The sequence below is a fragment of the Bacillus sp. FSL M7-0307 genome (assembly GCF_038627835.1).
Taxonomy (GTDB): domain Bacteria; phylum Bacillota; class Bacilli; order Bacillales; family Bacillaceae; genus Bacillus; species Bacillus altitudinis.
Genome location: NZ_CP152023.1, coordinates 2,738,480 through 2,755,505, shown reverse-complemented (window position 1 = coordinate 2,755,505; position 17,026 = coordinate 2,738,480). Strand labels below are relative to the sequence as shown.

Genomic DNA, 17,026 nt, shown 5'->3' with positions numbered 1-17,026 from the left:
AAGACCTCTTTTTTATTTTCCGCAAAACGAAAGACCGCCATCATAGCGGTCTTTTCTTACATATTCATGGAATAGATCGTATAAGACAAGTATGTCGCAAAGAATCCCCATAAAACATAAGGAATCAATAAAATTGGGACAACATTGCTTAGTTTACGTGAGACGATGACAAGCGCGAGTGCTGTCAGTGCTACAAGCAGGCAGTCGATCGTAGCTGCAAATAAATCTTTTTGTGTAAATTGAAAAAAGCTAAAGGCTTGATTGAATACATAATTTAAAAGAAAAAGAATCCAAAATGGTAATGTGATTTTTTGAAAACCATACTTTGCATAAATGATGGCGGCAGATAACGAAATGAGGGCGAATAAGACAGCCCAGACCGCACCGATGACACCACCACTAGGTGTCCATTCAGGTTTATTTAGTGCGTCATACCATTCTCTGTCGATAGGGAACAGGAACCCTGCAATAGAAAATAATGCGTATGTAATAAAGAAGACGATAACCGCCCAAATGATACTTTTTTTAGCCATCCAGAAATCTCCTCCCAATCAATTCACTCTTCAACTTATTTCCCAATTATTACATGATATAAACATCAAGCCCCCAATATGTGGGGACTAATGATTTTTTTTAGTATAAGGTTCTTCTTCGTACGGCTTCAAGTCACCAAACACCGTCATGACACCTTCTTCATCTAATGCTTCTTCATAAGCTTCGTGTGCTTTATTTGGATAGACCTTGCTTGCTTTACCTTCAATATCAGCAGCTGCAAACCCTTCGTAGTCTTCCACATAATCTTCATCTTCTGATTGTGTATACACATCATCGTAAGTCAATGGAGGAAATTCCATATCGGATGGGGTATCAGAGTTCCCATAGCGTTCTACGTCTTGGTAGGCATCTTCTCCATCATATGCAGCACTTTCTTCATTTTCAAATTGCCCTGAGGGCGGACTTAATAAGTCCTCTTCAATGGGACGGTTTTGTGAAACGGTCTGTTCTTTTGAATGCTCTGTGCATGTGACGGCGGTGGGAAGGGCTTCTAAGCGTTCTTTAGGAATAGGGGCTTTACACACTTTACACAAACCATAAGAGCCGTCTGCCATTGCTTGGAGTGCTTCAGTGATATCGGACAGGTGCTCATGTTCCAAACTGTTTAAGGCAATGTCTTTTCCGCGTTCGAATAATTCTGTCCCTTGGTCGCCAGGGTGGTTATCATAGGCTGACAGTTCGCCCACTGAATCATAAGGAAATGATACTTTCTGTTCATCGTCATGGCTTTTGGCTTCAATTTCTTGTTTTTCATCGAGAAGTCGCTGCTTCAACTGATGTAATTCGTTTTTAGATAACAAAGCGATCACCCTTTCATATCAAACATATTGTTAGTATGAGCAAATTTTTATGTAAGACTTGTGCCAATTTGAAGCAATTCTTCAATAAAAAACGCCTGCGGCTGCAGGCGTTTCGTGTTATGCGAGATAGTATTGTAAGATCAATGCGATCGTTAACAGGAAACCAAAAAACGTATTGGTTTGTGCTGTCGACTTCATGGCATTCATTAATTCAATTGGTTTTTCTTTTTGCTTAAATTCTTTAATGGCTGTATAAGCTTTTGGCACACTGAGTAAGACAAGAAGACTCCAAAGACCCACGATATCCATAAAGATATAAACAAAAATGAGTACATATGAGATCACAAACATGGAAAGTAGGATGTTGACTGCCGCTTTACGTCCAGCTAGGATAGCAAGTGTCTTTCGTCCATTCTCTTTATCACCGTCTAAATCACGGATATTGTTCGACAGTAAGATGGCACCAACTAAAATAGAGATGGGTAATGAAATGAGCACAGCTTTTGATGTCAATGTTCCTGTTTGGATATAGAAACTAATTAAAATGATGCCTAGTCCCATAAAAGCACCTGATACAAGTTCTCCAAATGGTGTATAAGCAATTGGTACAGGGCCGCCGGTATAAAAATAGCCTGCTGCCATACAAATTAGTCCTATGAGTGCAATCCACCAGCTAGACATCATGCAAATATAGATCCCAAGTAATAAAGAAAGCGCGAATAAGGCATAAGCGAGGCCTAAAACTGTTTTTGGTTTTACACCGTTTCTCACGATCGCTCCGCCGATACCGACAGATTTCTCATTGTCCAATCCGCGAACATAATCAAAGTACTCATTAAACATGTTCGTTGCAATTTGGATAAACATCGATGCAAATAGCATAGCTAAAAATAGCCCAACATGTATTTGACCACTCGGAAGTGCTAGGACAGTTCCTAAAGTAACGGGAATAAATGCCGCTGTTAATGTATGCGGTCGTAGTAAATTCCACCAAATCCGCCAGTTCTTATCAGGCTTAATTGGTGAAAGCTGATCTGATATCGATTGATGCTGCATAAAATATACTCCTTTAAATAAAAAAATACGTACACGTCCAAATTCCAGTTTAGCAAAGTTCAAAAAGGTGTCAATATATTGATGCGATGAAACAAGAAAAAGATGTTTGCTAATCGTTCCCATATAGAGAGAAAGCTTGATCTTCGAACAGGTCTTACCATTTTTTAAGAGATGTTCTCATTTCAATAAGCGGGAGCGAAAAAATCTTGAAAGCGTGATATAATAAGGATTCGAGGTTTTAAAAGCTGTTTTCTTTACTAAGTTCATCTGTTAAGGTTTATAATAGAAAAGCAGGTCATTCGACATACTCGAATGTTCATGTATTTTTTACATGATGGTTTTATTTTTATATGTTATTTCATGGATTTTGGAGGAATGTATCATGGTGACAACAGTGCAAAGTACTTTCCGGCAGGAAGCGCTTGCGACATTAGAAGAAGCGAATAACGTCAACCATGCTGTTTTGATAAGCTACTCCAGAAGAGTTGACGATCTGGATCCTCTTGCCTTTTTCCAAAGCGGCGAAGCGGATTTTTTAGGCGAGCGGTTTTTTTGGTCTGATCCAGAAAGCCAAATGATATTTTCTGGACTTGGCAGAGCGGCCGTGATTAAATCATCAGAGCAAGGCAAAGAACGATTCAATATCGTCCATCAAGAATGGGAGCAGCTGAAACAGCATATGTTCCATTTTCATGATGAGAAGGAGTTAAAGCAAGCGGCAGTTGGTCCGCTTTTATTTGGAGGATTTTCATTTGATCCATATGAAGAGAAGGCGCGTCACTGGGAAGCATTTGGCGAGGCTCATTTTTTTGTGCCATCGATGATGCTGACTGTTTCAAAAGAGGGCACGTTTCTAACGATCAATGAATGGAACGAGGTGGACGGGAATGTTCATCAGCTCATTCAAGAGTTAGAACAGAAAGCTTCTAATTTTGATGCATTGCCTGTCAGAAATCATGGACAAGCTGAGCTTGTTCATATGGAAGAGTTAGATGTCCAGGAATGGATGAAAGCAATCCATGAAGCGACAGAACACATTCGTGTGAACGAATATGAAAAGGTTGTTTTAGCAAGAGAAGTCTTGCTTCACTATAAAAATCAAATTGAACTCGCTCCACTATTAGCAGAATTACTAAAACATCAAACAACGAGTTATGTATTTGCTATAGAGCAGGGAAGACAAGCGTTTGTCGGGGCGACTCCTGAACGTTTAGTGAAAAAAAGCGGTGGTGAAGTCTTTTCATCTTGTTTGGCAGGTTCTATTGTACGTGGTCAAGATGAAGTAGAAGATCAGGCACTAGGTGAGGAACTGCTTCATGATGAGAAAAATTTGATTGAACATCAAATTGTCGTGAATATGATTGAGCAGGCATTTGAAGCAAACTGCCATCATGTGCATAAGCCAAATCAACCAAGTCTTTATAAAACGAAAAACATTCAGCATTTATTTACACCCATTGTGGGAGAAATCAAAAGCAGCTGTTCACTCTTTTCATTAATTGAACAGCTTCATCCAACACCAGCGCTTGGAGGATATCCTAAGGAAAAAGCGGTAGAGGTGATTCGTGAAATCGAACCGTTGAAACGCGGTTGGTATGCGGCGCCAGTGGGATGGATTGATTCTAAGGACAATGGAGAATTTGCTGTCGCCATTCGATCAGGTCTTATTGAGGAAGACCAAGTTCGTTTGTTTGCTGGATGTGGAATTGTAGAGGATTCCCTTGCAAAACAAGAGTATGAAGAAACGCAAGTGAAATTAAGACCAATGCTGTCTGCTCTTGGAGGTCGTCCTATTGAATAATCAAATCATGACAAGATATATTGGCAGATTAATGGATGAATTTGTGCAAAGTGGTGTGAAGGAGGCAGTTGTTTGTCCTGGCTCCCGTTCAACACCGCTTGCGATGCTCGCTCTTGCTCATCAAGAAATCAATGTCCATGTGTTAGTGGATGAACGGTCTGCTGCTTTTTATGCACTGGGTCTTGCGAAAGCGAGCCAAACACCAGTGCTACTCATTTGTACATCAGGTACGGCAGCAGCTAACTTTTACCCAGCTGTTGTCGAGGCACATTATTCCCGGGTACCACTGATTGTTTTAACTGCTGATCGGCCGCACGAATTGAGGGAGGTTGGGGCACCTCAAGCGATTGATCAGCAATTCTTATTCGGTAAGTTTGTTAAATGGTTCACAGACTTAGCCTTGCCAGAAGAAAGCCAAACGATGCTGCGGTATGTTCAAACTGCTGCTGCTAGGGCAAGTCACGTGTCAAAGCAGGAGCCAAAGGGACCAGTTCAAGTGAATGTGCCGCTGAGAGAACCATTGTTACCTGACTTGTCTATTGATCCTTTTGATAGAGAAGAAGGAGCTGCAAACAAAATTTTAGCAGCAGGTCAAGCTCGTCCGGATGACCGGGTTATGTCAGAATTAGTGTCTATCATGAACAAAGCGGCAAAAGGAATCATTGTTGCTGGTGAACTTCACTCGGCGGAAGAGCAGGCGTCAGTGTTACGTCTTGCAAAAGCTTTGCATCTGCCAATTTTAGCTGACCCGCTTTCTCTTTTGCGAAATGGACATGAAAGTGAAGAATACATCATAGATGCATACGATTCTTTGTTAAAAGATGAGGCGTTGCAGCAGTATCTCTTGCCTGAAATGGTCATTCGTTTTGGACCGATGCCTGTGTCTAAGCCTTTATTTAAGTGGCTGGAAAAGCATGCGGAAGTGAAGCAGATTGTCGTCGATGCTGCGGGTGGTTATCGAGATCCTGGTTTAAGCGCATCATACATGATTGAAAGTCATGCAGCCTCTTTTGTAGAAGAAGTCTTGATGAGAGCGGAAAAGCGTCAGGATACATCTAATTTACGACGCTGGCAGAGTGTCAATTCTTCTTTTAGAATACATGCAAATCAATACAATGATGAGGACCTGACATTTGAGGGAAATGTGTATCGTCAGCTGCAGCACCTTTTGCCAAAAGAGAGTGTGCTCTTTATCGGAAATAGTATGCCTATTCGAGATGTCGATACCTTTTTTGAAACGCAGTCAAAACCGTTTCGGATGATGGCGAATCGCGGAGCAAATGGCATTGATGGTGTTGTGTCCACAGCTCTTGGAACATATGCAGCCTTGAAACAACCCATCACTTTAGTCATCGGCGATTTGTCTTTTTACCATGATATGAACGGTCTTCTTGCAGCTAAGCTAATGGACATCCCGCTCACGGTTGTGTTGTTAAACAATGATGGAGGAGGAATCTTTTCTTTCCTTCCGCAGGCATCCGATGAACCGTATTATGAAAAGCTCTTTGGTACGCCGACTGGGTTGAATTTTGAGTATGCATCAAAGCTATATGGGGGAACCTATTCGAAGCCGACAACGAAAGAAGAGTTAAAAGATGTGTACTTGGCGCATATCCAAGAACCAGGGCTTCATTTAATTGAGATTGAAACTGACCGGCATTCTCGCGTGGGCAAACATCGCCAAATGATGGACGAGATATTGAGGGAAGTGAAAAAAGAATGCCTTCACTCATAATACGAATGCACGATGGTGTGGCGTATGAGGTGATAGACCATAACCCATCTGCTGAAAATGCCACGTTATGTTTACATGGCTTTACAGGGAGTACAGCTTCTTGGGCTTTTTTGAATACTTATACAGAAAAACATACGAGATTGATTCAGGTCAGCTTGCTTGGACATGGCCGCACAGACTCACCAAAGAGTATAAGAAGATATGCAATGTCCCAGCAGCTGGCAGATCTTGCTGAGATTTTAGATCAATTAAAGCTTCACAAAGTGAACATTCTCGGATATTCTATGGGAGGGCGTATTGCTTTATCATTTGCCTCCCGTTATCCAGAACGTGTAAACAAGTTGATTCTTGAGAGTACATCTCCAGGACTGAACTCTTTTAAAGAGCGGATGGCGAGGCTGAATCATGATCATCAGCTAGCTCAAAAGATCAGACATGAAGGATTAGCGCAGTTTGTGGATTTTTGGGAGAACATTCCGCTGTTTGCTTCGCAGAAATCCTTGCCAGCGGACAGGCTAACGCAACTGAGAGAGGGAAGGCTAAAAGCCGATCCTAACGGGCTGGCTCGCAGCTTAGAAGGTATAGGAACCGGTTCACAGCCGTCTATGTGGGAAGCATTAAAGCAGATAAAACAGCCTGTTTTACTCATTTGTGGAACACTTGATAAAAAGTTCTGTGACATCGCCAAACGTATGCAGCAGGAGCTTGAATACAGTCAATTCACAGTAGTAGAGCATGCCGGGCATACAGTTCATGTGGAACAACCACATTTTTTTGGTAAAATAGTAAGTGAGTTTATTTTATCGCAAGATTAGAGGAGGAAATATTGATGGCTATTGAATGGCAAACTGAGCGTCAGTATGACGAAATTTTATATGAAACATATAATGGGATTGCAAAAATCACCATTAACCGTCCGCATGTACATAATGCATTTACACCAAAGACTGTAAGTGAATTAATTGATGCATTCTCACGTGCTCGCGACAATTCAGATGTTGGTGTCATTGTCCTTGCAGGTGCTGGAGGAAAAGCATTCTGTTCAGGTGGAGACCAAAAAGTACGCGGTCATGGCGGCTATGTAGGAGACGATCAAATTCCACGTCTAAACGTCCTAGACTTACAGCGTTTAATTCGTGTCATTCCAAAACCAGTTATTGCGATGGTTGCGGGCTATGCGATTGGCGGCGGGCATGTGCTTCATGTCGTGTGTGACCTTACCATTGCAGCAGACAATGCGATTTTTGGACAAACAGGACCAAAAGTGGGCAGCTTTGATGCTGGTTATGGATCTGGCTATCTTGCACGTATTGTGGGTCATAAGAAAGCAAGAGAAATCTGGTACTTATGCCGTCAATACAATGCACAAGAAGCGCTTGATATGGGACTTGTCAACACAGTTGTACCATTAGAGCAGCTGGAAGAAGAAACAGTGAAGTGGTGTGAGGACATGCTAGAAAAGAGCCCGACTGCTTTACGATTCTTGAAAGCTGCATTTAATGCTGACACAGATGGATTAGCTGGTATTCAGCAATTTGCAGGAGATGCGACCCTTCTTTATTACACAACAGATGAAGCAAAAGAAGGACGCGATTCCTTTAAGGAAAAACGGAAGCCAGACTTCGGTCAGTTCCCTCGTTTCCCTTGATTCAATGATATGGATGAAAACAGCTTAGTGCATCAGACTGAGCTGTTTTCTTTTATGAAAAGGAGGTGTCATGATGAAGCAACCGAATTGGCTGCTGCACCGTGCGTATTTAACGCCAGACCGGGTCGCACTCATTTATCAAGACAACGAGTGGACATTTCGTGATTTAGCGAAAGATGTAGACCAACTTGCAAATCGACTGACACGTGCATCTTTTAAAAAAGGGGATACGGTTGCGATTTTAATGAATAACCATCCTCACATGGTCATGCTTGTTCACGCTTGTTTTTTATTAGGCTTCAAGATTGTGTTATTGAACAATAAGTTAACAAAAGCAGAGAGACGTTATCAGCTGGAAGATGCGAAAGTCATGGCTTTATTAACAGAGCCTGCATATGAAAATGAGCATCATGGTGATTTACCTGTTTATACAATAGAGACTTTACCTGATGCAGATCATGATATGGAAAAGAAGGTCGTACATGATATTGATTTAAATGAGACGGCGACTATTATGTATACATCTGGAACGACAGGACGCCCTAAAGGGGTGGAGCAAACGTTTGGCAATCATTTTCATAGTGCTGTTTCCTCGGCATTGAACTTAGGGATCAGGGAGGACGACCGCTGGCTCATTGCCTTGCCTCTTTTTCATATAAGCGGTTTATCCGCTATATTTAAATCTGTCATATACGGTATGACTGTCGTGCTTCATCAAAAGTTTGATGTAGGTGAAGTCAAGGATGCTATTGAACAGCATCGAGTGACGATGTTGTCAGTTGTTCAAACCATGCTGTCCCGTTTATTAAGTGGACTTGAAGAATGTCCGTCATCTTTGCGCTGCCTGCTGTTAGGCGGAGGCCCTGCGCCTTATGCGATGCTTCAAGAGAGTAAGGAGAAAGGATTTCCTGTGTTTCAATCGTACGGTATGACGGAGACCTGCTCACAAATTGTGACACTTGCGCCCGAATTTAGTGTGGAAAAGCTTGGATCAGCGGGAAAGCCCCTTTTTGGGTGTGAATTAAAGATTCAAGATGAGAACCGTCCGTGTCGTCCTTTTGAGCATGGTGAAATCATGGTAAAAGGTGCAAATGTCATGAAAGGCTACCTTTATCGTCAAGAGGCAACAGCTGCTGCATTTGAGCAGGGCTGGCTGAAAACGGGTGATATTGGCTATGTAGATGAGGACGGATTCTTATTTGTGCTTGATCGGCGGTCAGACTTAATTATTTCTGGCGGAGAGAATATTTATCCAGCAGAAATTGAAGCAGTTCTTTTAACACATCCAAATGTAAAGGAAGCCGGAGTGACGGGTATATATGATGAAAAATGGGGAGAGGTACCTGCTGCCTTCCTTGTGACAGATGAGCAGATTCCGGAGAATGAGCTCTATGCTTTATGTCAGTCGCAATTAGCCAAGTATAAATGGCCCGCCGCTTTTCACTTTGTGGATGAGCTGCCAAGGAATGCGTCGAATAAATTGCAGAGGCACAGACTCAAATCAAAGGGGTTTTTAGATGATTCAAATTGAACGTGTGATCTTATATCATGTCACGATGAAACTCAAACAGCCGTTTACAACGAGCCTTGGGACCATTTCAGAGCGTGAGTTTATTATTGTCGAGGTCAAAGATCAAACAGGATTAACTGGATGGGGAGAGGTATCTGCCTTCTCTTCTCCGTGGTATACAGAAGAAACCATCGAGACCTGCTATCACATGCTGAGGGCTTTCTTTATCCCGAACGTGCTGACCCGATCTTTTACACATCCTTCGGACATACCAGACAGCTTGTACCATTTTAAAGGCAATAGAATGGCCAAAGCAGGAATTGAGGCAGCTGTGTGGGATATTTATGCAAAGCGAGAAAATAAGTCCTTACGTGACGTCTTAGGTGGTACTAGAGATAGAATTCCATCTGGTGTCGTTGCGGGGTTAGGACCAATAGATGATATGATTCAGCAAATCGAGCAGTTTGTTGATCAAGGCTATCAGCGTGTGAAAGTGAAGATTAAGCCGGGACAAGATATTGGACTTCTACAAAAGATAAGAGAGTCTTTCCCTCACCTTCCGTTAATGGCGGATGCAAACTCTGCTTATGAATTAAAGGATATTAGCAAACTGAAGCAGCTCGACGATATTCGTTTATTAATGATTGAACAACCTTTAGCCGCAGATGACATTGTCGATCATCGGCATTTGCAAAAGCATTTAAAAACACCAATCTGTTTGGATGAAAGTATTTGTTCTTTAGATGATGCGAGAAAAGCTGTAGAACTTGGAAGCTGTCAGATTATTAATGTGAAGCCTTCACGAGTTGGAGGGCTGACTGAAGCTCTTAAGATTCATGCGTTCTGCAAGGAGCAGCAGATTCCGTTATGGTGCGGGGGAATGATTGAAACAGGCATTTCTCGCGCGCAAAACGTGGCACTTGCATCACTTCCGCAATTTACGATTCCTGGGGATATTTCAGCATCGTCGAAATATTGGGAGCAGGATATCATTTTTCCTGAAATCAAAGTTGAAAATGGGTTTATTGAGGTGCCTCGTTCTCCAGGTATGGGCGTAGAAGTTGATTATCAAGCGCTTCGTTCTTTCTCAGATAAAATTGATGTGTTTACAAAACATGATTTTGTGAAATGAAAACGAATGAATAGCCATTTGCACCATCAATAGAACCACTGTATAGTTGAGGAAAGTTTTTCCTTCCTGTCTGAACAAAAAGAAAGAGCGGTCATCCGCTCTTTCTTACTCTTCTACAAGCCCGCTGTCGTAAGCAAGCTGTCCAATATACTGATGCATGTCATTGGGCATGTCGGAAACATGTCCGTATTCATAATCCCAAAGATTTAAAAAGGAGTGAGCTGCTTGATAAAATGCAGCCTCGTCCGCGTCCTGAATTTCTTCAAGAAACGTTTGAGCAAGCCGATCGTTTTTCAAAGCGAAGCGCCTCCTTTAATGAGACTTAAAGGTCTTGAGGTTTAAACGTTTTACAGTCAGTTTCTTCACTTTTCTCAGCCGTATTTCCTGTATGGCTGACGACATAAATTGCATCTGCACCACAACGATTTCCAGCATTCCAGTAGGAACAGTTGTTTACTTCACAAAGGATTTTTTGACTCATACAGATGACCTCCTTTTGAGTATGTCTTTCATCTATAATGTAACCGAAGTAAGGGGCGTTCATTCATGTTAATCTTCCTGACGAATATAACGCTTATCTTTCATAAACAATTTCCAGAAGAAGTAGAACCCAGGGAAGAGGATGATAAACCCTACAATATACGTAATAAATAATGCCCTAAATGTGACGGGATCTGTAAACCCAGACATGATGGTAATATCAGGATAGGCCATATAGGGCAAATGCGCATGTCCATACACATAGCTTGCTAAGAAATATTGAATTGTAATGGCGATAACCGCTAAACGTGGTCTCCCTTTCCGATGTTTAAAGCGACTGTTTGGTAAAAATAGAGCCAAACCTGCAAGCAAAAACATGAGTAGAGAAACAAGAAGGATCGGGATGTTCTGCATCATTTTTGTGAACAGCCAATTGGCCTCACTTCTCAGTGTGAGCATGATAAAGAAAGCCATCATGAGAGAAAGTGGACCCGTAATCAGTGCTCCTCTTCTATAAATGTTATAAGCCTCATCTTCGTTTGCAACATTAGAAAAATCAGCTAAAAGCAAAGATGAGAGGAAAAGGGTACTGAAAATCGCAAAACCTACGAAAGAATAGACATTTGCGCTTGTAAAGACCAATCCTAAATCTAATGAGTAGACATTATTCTCCTGAAAGATGAATCCACCATGTGTAATGGGGAGAACCATGATGAGAATGGACGGAATAATAAAGCCGCTAATTCCTGAAATATATGTAACGGCTTTTCTATATTTTTTAGGCAGTGAATGAGAGAAGACGAGAAATCCGCTTCGCAGTGCAAGAAGCAATAAAATAATGCTGCCGGGTATTAATAGAACAGTGCCTAGCACAAATGTTGCACCTGGAAACAGGCTAAACAAGGCAACGACGATGGCTACAATGAACACGTTAGTTACTTCCCAAGTTGGAGAAAGATACTTATTTGCGATATTTGCGGCCTTTGTCTGCTCTTTGTTCATGTAAATCATTGACCAAAATCCTGCACCGAAATCCATTGATGCCATCACTGCATAGATAAACACGAATCCCCATAAGATGGTGATTGCAATGAGTGCATCAGTTGTTACATCCATTTGCATCAAGATCGCTCCCTTTTTAAGATTCTGTTAACCGTAAGTCTTCTTCAATTGAATGTTTTCTAAAGTAGTACGTCAGTACAATCACAGTTGCGATGCCTAAAATGAGATAGACAATGGCAAAAAGGATGAAAAGTGTACCGATAGATCCTGATGATGTGACGACTTCAGAGGTTTTGAGCATTCGATAAATCACCCATGGCTGACGGCCTGTACAGGCAAAGATCCAGCCAAATTCAATCGCCAAGAGACTAAGAGGCCCGCCAAATAAATAAAGGACAAGCAGCCATTTTGGATAATGTTCGCGTTTTAAAATTTTACGGTAAAACAGTGCTAACACAGCAAAGAAAATGAGCAATGAGCCGATAATGACCATTCCGTTAAATAGTGTGTGAATAAATAAAGGCGGCCACTCGTCTCTAGGAAAATCATTTAACCCTTTAACCACAGTATCAAAGCTATTTCCTGCAAGAAAACTAAGCGCCCAAGGGATTTCGATTGCTCCTTTGATTTCTTGCGTATTGGCATCAGTAAAACCGCCAATGGCCAGAGGCGCATGCGATTGCGTTTCAAATAAACCTTCAGCACCCGCTAATTTTTCAGGCTGATATTCATACAGAAGCTGAGCTGATTCGTGACCGTTTAAGGCTGTGAGAAAAGAGAAAAGTCCGCCTACAATCAGTCCAAGAAAAAGGGCTTTTCGATGAAAGGTATAGAGCTTTTCGTTTTTTCTTGTTTTCAACATTTTAAATGCAGCGACAGAAGCAATGACAAAAGCGCCTGTTGTAAAAGCAGACAGTACTACATGTGTAGCAGTGACAACAAAACTTGGATTGAAAAAGGCCTTCCAAGGTTCGATATTCGTTATTTCTCCATTGACCATTTGAAAGCCAGCGGGTGTTCCTTCAAAAGCATGTACGTTTGTAATGAGAATCGCTGAAGCTGCTGCACCAATGACAACGAAAATAACGGTAATGATGCGCATGGCTGGTGATAAACGATCTGCTGCGTACACATAAATAGACATAAATAGTGCTTCAATAAAGAAAGCATAAATTTCTATTTGAAATGGCAGTGACATGACCTTTCCGATGACCTCCATAAAACCAGGCCATAGAAGGGCAAGCTGCGTACCAGCAATGGTACCGGTTGGAATGGCGACCCCTAACAGAACAGCCTGCGCTTTTGTCCATCGTTTGGCCATGATGGCATAATGCGGGTCCTTCGTTTTTTGAAAGATGAGTTCAGCTAACAAAATCATTAGCGGGATGCCTACGCCAAGCGAGGCATAAATAATATGGAAGCCCATTGTTGTGCCGAACAGACTTCTAGCTAAAACGAGATCAGTCAATTTTTTCTCCGCCTTTCTTATCGCATCTCTTTTTATGGTGTTTATTATTCTCCACCATTTTTAGATTATTCTTCCTGACTAAGAAAGCTTGTTTTTTGACAAGTTGTAAAAGAGGGAGTAGAATATAATTATAAAACGTAATCGTTACGTTTTAATGATGAAGGGAGTTTTGACATTGAAAAGAGATATTCATCCAACCTCACATGAAGTTGTATTTATGGACGTAAACAGCGGTTACCGCTTCTTAAGTAGATCAACAAAGACATCACATGAGACCGTAGAGTGGGAGGATGGGAAGACTTATCCTGTCATTAAAGTAGAGACAAGCTCTGATACGCATCCATTTTATACAGGACGCCAGAAATTCGGAGAAAAAGGCGGCAGAGCGGAGCAGTTTAAGAAAAAATATCAAATGTAAACAAAGAAACACACCTGATCATGGTGTGTTTTTTTGTGCAGTAAAAAACCCCGGCTGATCGCTCGAGGTTCATGAATTCATTCAACATTTAAAGCTGTTTTTAATGTGTTTAAATTTTGTTTCATTAAGCTGACATAGCTTTCGCCATTTTTAGCATCATCTTCTGTAATGGATTCTAGATTTTTCAGTGTAAGGCTTTTTGCCCCAATTTCACTGCGAATCGTATCTGATACTTTACTGCTGACGTTATTTTCAAAAATGACATACTTGATGTGATGCTTTTCTGCCTGTTGTACGATATTTTCAAGCTGTTTTTGGGAAGGCTCTTCAGAAGCAGAGAGTCCTAGTACACTGATTTGCTCAATGCCATAGCGCTTTTCCCAGTAGCCGTATGCTGCGTGAGAAACAAGAATTTCTTTATGTTTTGCTTTAGATAACGTTGTTTTGAATTCCTGATCTAACGATTGTAATTCTTTTTTTAGTGATTCATAGTTTTTTGTGTATTCGTCTTTATGATCTGGATCTAGTGAAACAAGTGTGTCTTTAATGTTTTTTGCCATTTGCTGTGCATAAACAGGGTCTAGCCATGCATGGGGATCTTTATCTCCGTGGTCGTGTCCATCATGGTCATGATCTTCACCTTCATGATCGTGATCATGGTCCTCACCTTCTTCATGAGCATGTTCTTCTTGTGTTGATAATAGCTTGATGCCTTCGGCTGCTTTCACTGTTTTCACGCCTTGGTCTTTTAACGTAGAAGCCGTTTTATCAGCAAATGCTTCAGCACCTGTTCCGCTGTAAATAAAAGCATCTCCTTCAGCCATTTCAACCATCGTTTTTGAACTTGGTTCAAAGCTGTGTGCATCTGCATTGGCAGGGTACACACTTTGAGCATTTACGTGAGAGCCGCCAATTTTTTCAGTGAAATCTTGAATAGGGAAGATCGTCGCGTAAATGGTTAATTTCCCGTCTGCTTTTCCTTTTGAAGCATTTGTCCCCGCACTGCTTGAGCAAGCGGCAAGACCGACCGCTAATAAAGCAGCTGTTAAAATAAAAAAGATTTTTTTCATCTAAGAATGTCTCCTCTCAACCTATTAGATAGAAATGATTACGATTTAATGTCCTGAGTTATTGTATCGTAATAATTACGATTTGAAAAGAGGAAAATAAAAAATTTTCATCAGAAGATGTTTCCTCTAAAAAAATAGACGTCAAAACGTGACGAAATTTAAAACATTGTGCTATATTTATTTTTAAAAAAAGAAAAAGGAATGGACAAACTTATGAAACTTTTAGACGAAATCATCGAGTACAATCAACAATTTTGCGAAGAGAAGCGATATGAAGAGTTTACAACAACGAAGTTTCCACAGAAAAAAGCTGTCATTCTATCATGTATGGATACAAGACTTGTTGAACTGCTTCCGCGCGCCATGAACATGAAAAATGGCGATATTAAAATTGTCAAAAGTGCTGGCGCTCTTGTTTCTCACCCATTTGGAAGTATTATGCGAAGCATTTTAGTGGCTGTTTATGAATTGAATGCTGACGAAGTTTATGTGATCGGGCACCACGATTGCGGGATGAGTAAAATAGACAGCCAAACCCTATTAAATAAAGCCGTTGAACGCGGTATTCCCGAAAAACGAATTGAAGTACTGGAATACTCAGGGATCGATTTTCAACAGTGGCTCAAAAGCTTTAGCTCAGTTGAAGATAGCGTGAAGGACAGTGTGTCTGTCGTTAAAAATCATCCGCTTCTTCCATCTGATGTGCCTGTGCATGGTCTAGTGATTGATCCTGGGACAGGTAAGCTTGACTTAGTTGTCAACGGTTATGAAGAAAAGTAAGTTATTTTTCCTTTTTAGGTGGGACTGGATCCATGCCTCCAGGATGCAGCGGGTGACATTTTAAAATTCGCTTGATTGTGAGCCAGCCGCCTTTTAAAGCGCCATGCGTTTTGATCGCCTCTAGCCCATAGTTTGAACAGGTGGGATAAAACCTGCAGCTCGGCGGTGTCAGAGGGGAAATGCATTTTTGATAAAAGCGAATGATGCCGATAAAAATTTGTTTCATAGAGGTTCCTCCTTGTCTGTCTTTTCACAGTATAAGAAAAAAGGACAAGGAAGGGAAGTTTTATAAACTAAACTGGTCGGAGCAATATGTTATAATATAGGAAATTGCAATTATAGGAGTGGTGATTAATGCCTTCAGTTGAAAGCTTTGAACTTGACCATAATGCTGTAAAAGCACCTTACGTTCGTCATTGCGGCGTTCATAAAGTGGGATCAGATGGGGAAGTGAACAAATTTGATATCCGTTTTTGTCAGCCGAACAAGCAGGCAATGAAACCTGATACGATTCATACATTAGAGCATTTACTTGCGTTTAATATTAGAACACACTCAGAGAAATACGATCATTTTGATATCATTGATATTTCTCCAATGGGTTGCCAGACTGGCTACTATTTAGTTGTCAGCGGTGCACCGACACCAAGAGAGATCGTTGAACTGCTTGATGCAACATTCAAAGATGCAGTGGAGGTAACAGAAATTCCTGCTGCAAATGAAGAGCAGTGCGGTCAAGCGAAGCTTCATGATCTTGAAGGAGCAAAACGTTTAATGCGTTTCTGGCTGTCTCAGGACCAAGAAGAGCTATTAAAAGTATTTGGATAATTAGCAAGATGATGATGAACCGGACATATTGAATGTCCGGTTTTTTACATGAAATGAAACGGGAGCTGTTAAAATAGGGGATATTTGTTAAAATGGACATGTCAGTAAAAAAGGGGGATACACGAATGCGGAAAATGGTAGGAATCATTTTGATGCTCGCATTACTTAGTGCATGTGGAAACTCGGCAGCGAGCAATGACAAGGGAGAAGTGCCTGAGTTATTAGAAGTCAAACTAACAGGGCCGGAGCAAGTGGAGAAAAATGAAAACGTTATCGTAAAAGCAGCTGTCACATATGGTGATACGCCTGTTGATGATGCAGATGATGTTGAATTTGAAGTGTGGAAAGATGGCGACAAGGATAACAGCAAGATGATTCAGCCAAAGAAAAAGGAGAAAGGTGTATATGAATTGCATACAGCTTTCAAACAAGATGGCCTTTATATCATACAAGTCCATGTGACAGCTAAACAGCAGCATAATATGCCGAAGACAAACATCCATGTAGGTGATGTGAAAAAAGAGAGTTCATCTACTGAAGAAGAAGATACCTCACATCATTGAAAGCGGTTTTATTTTGGGTTAGGACGTTGGTTTGGTTCAGCATCCTGTGGTGAATCGACTTTATGCTTGTAATCATAAGCCTTTGATGTCGTCCACAGTGATAAAAAGACAACGATTGAGATAATGATAAAGCTGATAATCCCAAGTAACAGCATCTAACTCCCTCCTTATTTCCATATT

The 17,026-nt window shown here is 41.2% G+C and carries 20 protein-coding genes; 10 read left to right on the top strand and 10 right to left on the bottom strand.

All coding sequences use genetic code 11. The features are described 5' to 3' along the window. Positions 1-56 precede the first annotated feature (56 nt). The 3 genes from MHI41_RS14070 to MHI41_RS14060 form a co-directional block, all read right to left on the bottom strand. Entirely contained in the window at positions 57-533 is a 477-nt protein-coding gene (locus MHI41_RS14070; RefSeq protein ID WP_008342900.1) for a tryptophan-rich sensory protein, read from the bottom strand. An 87-nt stretch (positions 534-620) separates the two neighbouring features. Then, positions 621-1,355 carry a TraR/DksA C4-type zinc finger protein gene (locus MHI41_RS14065; protein WP_025207852.1) on the bottom strand — a complete coding sequence of 245 codons (735 nt, stop codon included), beginning with the start codon at positions 1,353-1,355 and terminating at the stop codon, positions 621-623. Positions 1,356-1,472: 117 nt separating this feature from the next. After that, positions 1,473-2,411 carry a 1,4-dihydroxy-2-naphthoate polyprenyltransferase gene (locus MHI41_RS14060; RefSeq protein ID WP_017358382.1) on the bottom strand — a complete coding sequence of 313 codons (939 nt, stop codon included), beginning with the start codon at positions 2,409-2,411 and terminating at the stop codon, positions 1,473-1,475. A 382-nt stretch (positions 2,412-2,793) separates the two neighbouring features. On the opposite strand from MHI41_RS14060, the gene MHI41_RS14055 reads away from it, so the two are divergent. The 6 genes from MHI41_RS14055 (at position 2,794) to menC (ending at position 10,237) form a co-directional block, all read left to right on the top strand. Further along, positions 2,794-4,212 carry an isochorismate synthase MenF gene (locus MHI41_RS14055; protein ID WP_017358381.1) on the top strand — a complete coding sequence of 473 codons (1,419 nt, stop codon included), beginning with the start codon at positions 2,794-2,796 and terminating at the stop codon, positions 4,210-4,212. Beyond that, entirely contained in the window at positions 4,205-5,947 is a 1,743-nt protein-coding gene (gene menD, locus MHI41_RS14050; protein WP_342494262.1) for a 2-succinyl-5-enolpyruvyl-6-hydroxy-3-cyclohexene-1-carboxylic-acid synthase, read from the top strand. The genes MHI41_RS14055 and menD overlap by 8 nt, the downstream gene beginning before the upstream one ends. Next, the gene (menH, locus tag MHI41_RS14045) at positions 5,932-6,762 is read left to right on the top strand and encodes a 2-succinyl-6-hydroxy-2,4-cyclohexadiene-1-carboxylate synthase (protein WP_268439169.1); all 831 of its coding nucleotides are present in this window, start codon (positions 5,932-5,934) and stop codon (positions 6,760-6,762) included. The genes menD and menH overlap by 16 nt, the downstream gene beginning before the upstream one ends. A gap of 14 nt (positions 6,763-6,776) precedes the next feature. Next, positions 6,777-7,595, top strand: coding sequence for a 1,4-dihydroxy-2-naphthoyl-CoA synthase (gene menB, locus MHI41_RS14040; protein WP_008342913.1), 819 nt, complete (start codon positions 6,777-6,779; stop codon positions 7,593-7,595). Between the two features lie 70 nt (positions 7,596-7,665). Beyond that, entirely contained in the window at positions 7,666-9,126 is a 1,461-nt protein-coding gene (locus MHI41_RS14035) for an o-succinylbenzoate--CoA ligase (protein WP_268439167.1), read from the top strand. Beyond that, entirely contained in the window at positions 9,113-10,237 is a 1,125-nt protein-coding gene (gene menC / locus MHI41_RS14030) for an o-succinylbenzoate synthase (RefSeq protein ID WP_008342917.1), read from the top strand. The genes MHI41_RS14035 and menC overlap by 14 nt, the downstream gene beginning before the upstream one ends. A gap of 105 nt (positions 10,238-10,342) precedes the next feature. Here the strand turns inward: menC and MHI41_RS14025 are convergent, their stop codons facing one another. The 4 genes from MHI41_RS14025 to MHI41_RS14010 form a co-directional block, all read right to left on the bottom strand. Further along, a complete protein-coding gene (locus tag MHI41_RS14025) occupies positions 10,343-10,534 on the bottom strand; it encodes a hypothetical protein (protein WP_017358376.1) in 192 nt (63 codons plus the stop codon). Between the two features lie 25 nt (positions 10,535-10,559). After that, on the bottom strand, positions 10,560-10,718 hold the full coding sequence (locus tag MHI41_RS14020; protein ID WP_008360682.1) for a DUF1540 domain-containing protein: 159 nt from the start codon (positions 10,716-10,718) through the stop codon (positions 10,560-10,562). A gap of 68 nt (positions 10,719-10,786) precedes the next feature. Beyond that, positions 10,787-11,833, bottom strand: a complete 1,047-nt coding sequence (locus MHI41_RS14015; protein WP_169476099.1) for a cytochrome d ubiquinol oxidase subunit II — start codon at positions 11,831-11,833, stop codon at positions 10,787-10,789. Positions 11,834-11,855: 22 nt separating this feature from the next. Next, positions 11,856-13,187: a cytochrome ubiquinol oxidase subunit I gene (locus MHI41_RS14010; protein ID WP_035391038.1), complete on the bottom strand. Its 1,332-nt coding sequence runs from the start codon at positions 13,185-13,187 to the stop codon at positions 11,856-11,858. 175 nt (positions 13,188-13,362) lie between these two features. Here MHI41_RS14010 and MHI41_RS14005 point away from each other — a divergent pair, with 175 nt between their 5' ends. After that, positions 13,363-13,605, top strand: a complete 243-nt coding sequence (locus tag MHI41_RS14005; RefSeq protein ID WP_017358374.1) for a type B 50S ribosomal protein L31 — start codon at positions 13,363-13,365, stop codon at positions 13,603-13,605. A gap of 77 nt (positions 13,606-13,682) precedes the next feature. Here the strand turns inward: MHI41_RS14005 and MHI41_RS14000 are convergent, their stop codons facing one another. After that, positions 13,683-14,675, bottom strand: a complete 993-nt coding sequence (locus tag MHI41_RS14000; protein ID WP_342494261.1) for a zinc ABC transporter substrate-binding protein — start codon at positions 14,673-14,675, stop codon at positions 13,683-13,685. A 213-nt stretch (positions 14,676-14,888) separates the two neighbouring features. On the opposite strand from MHI41_RS14000, the gene MHI41_RS13995 reads away from it, so the two are divergent. After that, on the top strand, positions 14,889-15,455 hold the full coding sequence (locus MHI41_RS13995) for a carbonic anhydrase (protein ID WP_019743673.1): 567 nt from the start codon (positions 14,889-14,891) through the stop codon (positions 15,453-15,455). Between the two features lies 1 nt (position 15,456). Here MHI41_RS13995 and yidD read toward each other — a convergent pair whose 3' ends face one another. Further along, complete coding sequence (yidD, locus tag MHI41_RS13990) at positions 15,457-15,681, bottom strand: membrane protein insertion efficiency factor YidD (protein WP_008342933.1); 225 nt, start codon at positions 15,679-15,681, stop codon at positions 15,457-15,459. A 128-nt stretch (positions 15,682-15,809) separates the two neighbouring features. Here yidD and MHI41_RS13985 point away from each other — a divergent pair, with 128 nt between their 5' ends. Then, positions 15,810-16,283: an S-ribosylhomocysteine lyase gene (locus tag MHI41_RS13985; RefSeq protein WP_008342935.1), complete on the top strand. Its 474-nt coding sequence runs from the start codon at positions 15,810-15,812 to the stop codon at positions 16,281-16,283. Positions 16,284-16,408: 125 nt separating this feature from the next. After that, positions 16,409-16,846, top strand: coding sequence for a FixH family protein (locus tag MHI41_RS13980; RefSeq protein WP_008342936.1), 438 nt, complete (start codon positions 16,409-16,411; stop codon positions 16,844-16,846). 8 nt (positions 16,847-16,854) lie between these two features. Here MHI41_RS13980 and ytzI read toward each other — a convergent pair whose 3' ends face one another. Continuing rightward, positions 16,855-17,001, bottom strand: coding sequence for a YtzI protein (gene ytzI / locus MHI41_RS13975; protein ID WP_017358370.1), 147 nt, complete (start codon positions 16,999-17,001; stop codon positions 16,855-16,857). Positions 17,002-17,026 lie beyond the last annotated feature (25 nt).

What these genes read in the sequence shown, in the direction of transcription:
- MHI41_RS14070 (WP_008342900.1), bottom strand. Translation starts at nt 533, where the DNA reads ATGGCTAAAAAAAGTATCATTTGGGCGGTTATCGTCTTCTTTATTACA.
- MHI41_RS14060 (WP_017358382.1), bottom strand. Translation starts at nt 2,411, where the DNA reads ATGCAGCATCAATCGATATCAGATCAGCTTTCACCAATTAAGCCTGAT.
- MHI41_RS14055 (WP_017358381.1), top strand. Translation starts at nt 2,794, where the DNA reads ATGGTGACAACAGTGCAAAGTACTTTCCGGCAGGAAGCGCTTGCGACA.
- menH (WP_268439169.1), top strand. Translation starts at nt 5,932, where the DNA reads ATGCCTTCACTCATAATACGAATGCACGATGGTGTGGCGTATGAGGTG.
- menB (WP_008342913.1), top strand. Translation starts at nt 6,777, where the DNA reads ATGGCTATTGAATGGCAAACTGAGCGTCAGTATGACGAAATTTTATAT.
- MHI41_RS14035 (WP_268439167.1), top strand. Translation starts at nt 7,666, where the DNA reads ATGATGAAGCAACCGAATTGGCTGCTGCACCGTGCGTATTTAACGCCA.
- menC (WP_008342917.1), top strand. Translation starts at nt 9,113, where the DNA reads ATGATTCAAATTGAACGTGTGATCTTATATCATGTCACGATGAAACTC.
- MHI41_RS14020 (WP_008360682.1), bottom strand. Translation starts at nt 10,718, where the DNA reads ATGAGTCAAAAAATCCTTTGTGAAGTAAACAACTGTTCCTACTGGAAT.
- MHI41_RS14015 (WP_169476099.1), bottom strand. Translation starts at nt 11,833, where the DNA reads ATGGATGTAACAACTGATGCACTCATTGCAATCACCATCTTATGGGGA.
- MHI41_RS14000 (WP_342494261.1), bottom strand. Translation starts at nt 14,675, where the DNA reads ATGAAAAAAATCTTTTTTATTTTAACAGCTGCTTTATTAGCGGTCGGT.
- MHI41_RS13995 (WP_019743673.1), top strand. Translation starts at nt 14,889, where the DNA reads ATGAAACTTTTAGACGAAATCATCGAGTACAATCAACAATTTTGCGAA.
- yidD (WP_008342933.1), bottom strand. Translation starts at nt 15,681, where the DNA reads ATGAAACAAATTTTTATCGGCATCATTCGCTTTTATCAAAAATGCATT.
- MHI41_RS13985 (WP_008342935.1), top strand. Translation starts at nt 15,810, where the DNA reads ATGCCTTCAGTTGAAAGCTTTGAACTTGACCATAATGCTGTAAAAGCA.
- MHI41_RS13980 (WP_008342936.1), top strand. Translation starts at nt 16,409, where the DNA reads ATGCGGAAAATGGTAGGAATCATTTTGATGCTCGCATTACTTAGTGCA.
- ytzI (WP_017358370.1), bottom strand. Translation starts at nt 17,001, where the DNA reads ATGCTGTTACTTGGGATTATCAGCTTTATCATTATCTCAATCGTTGTC.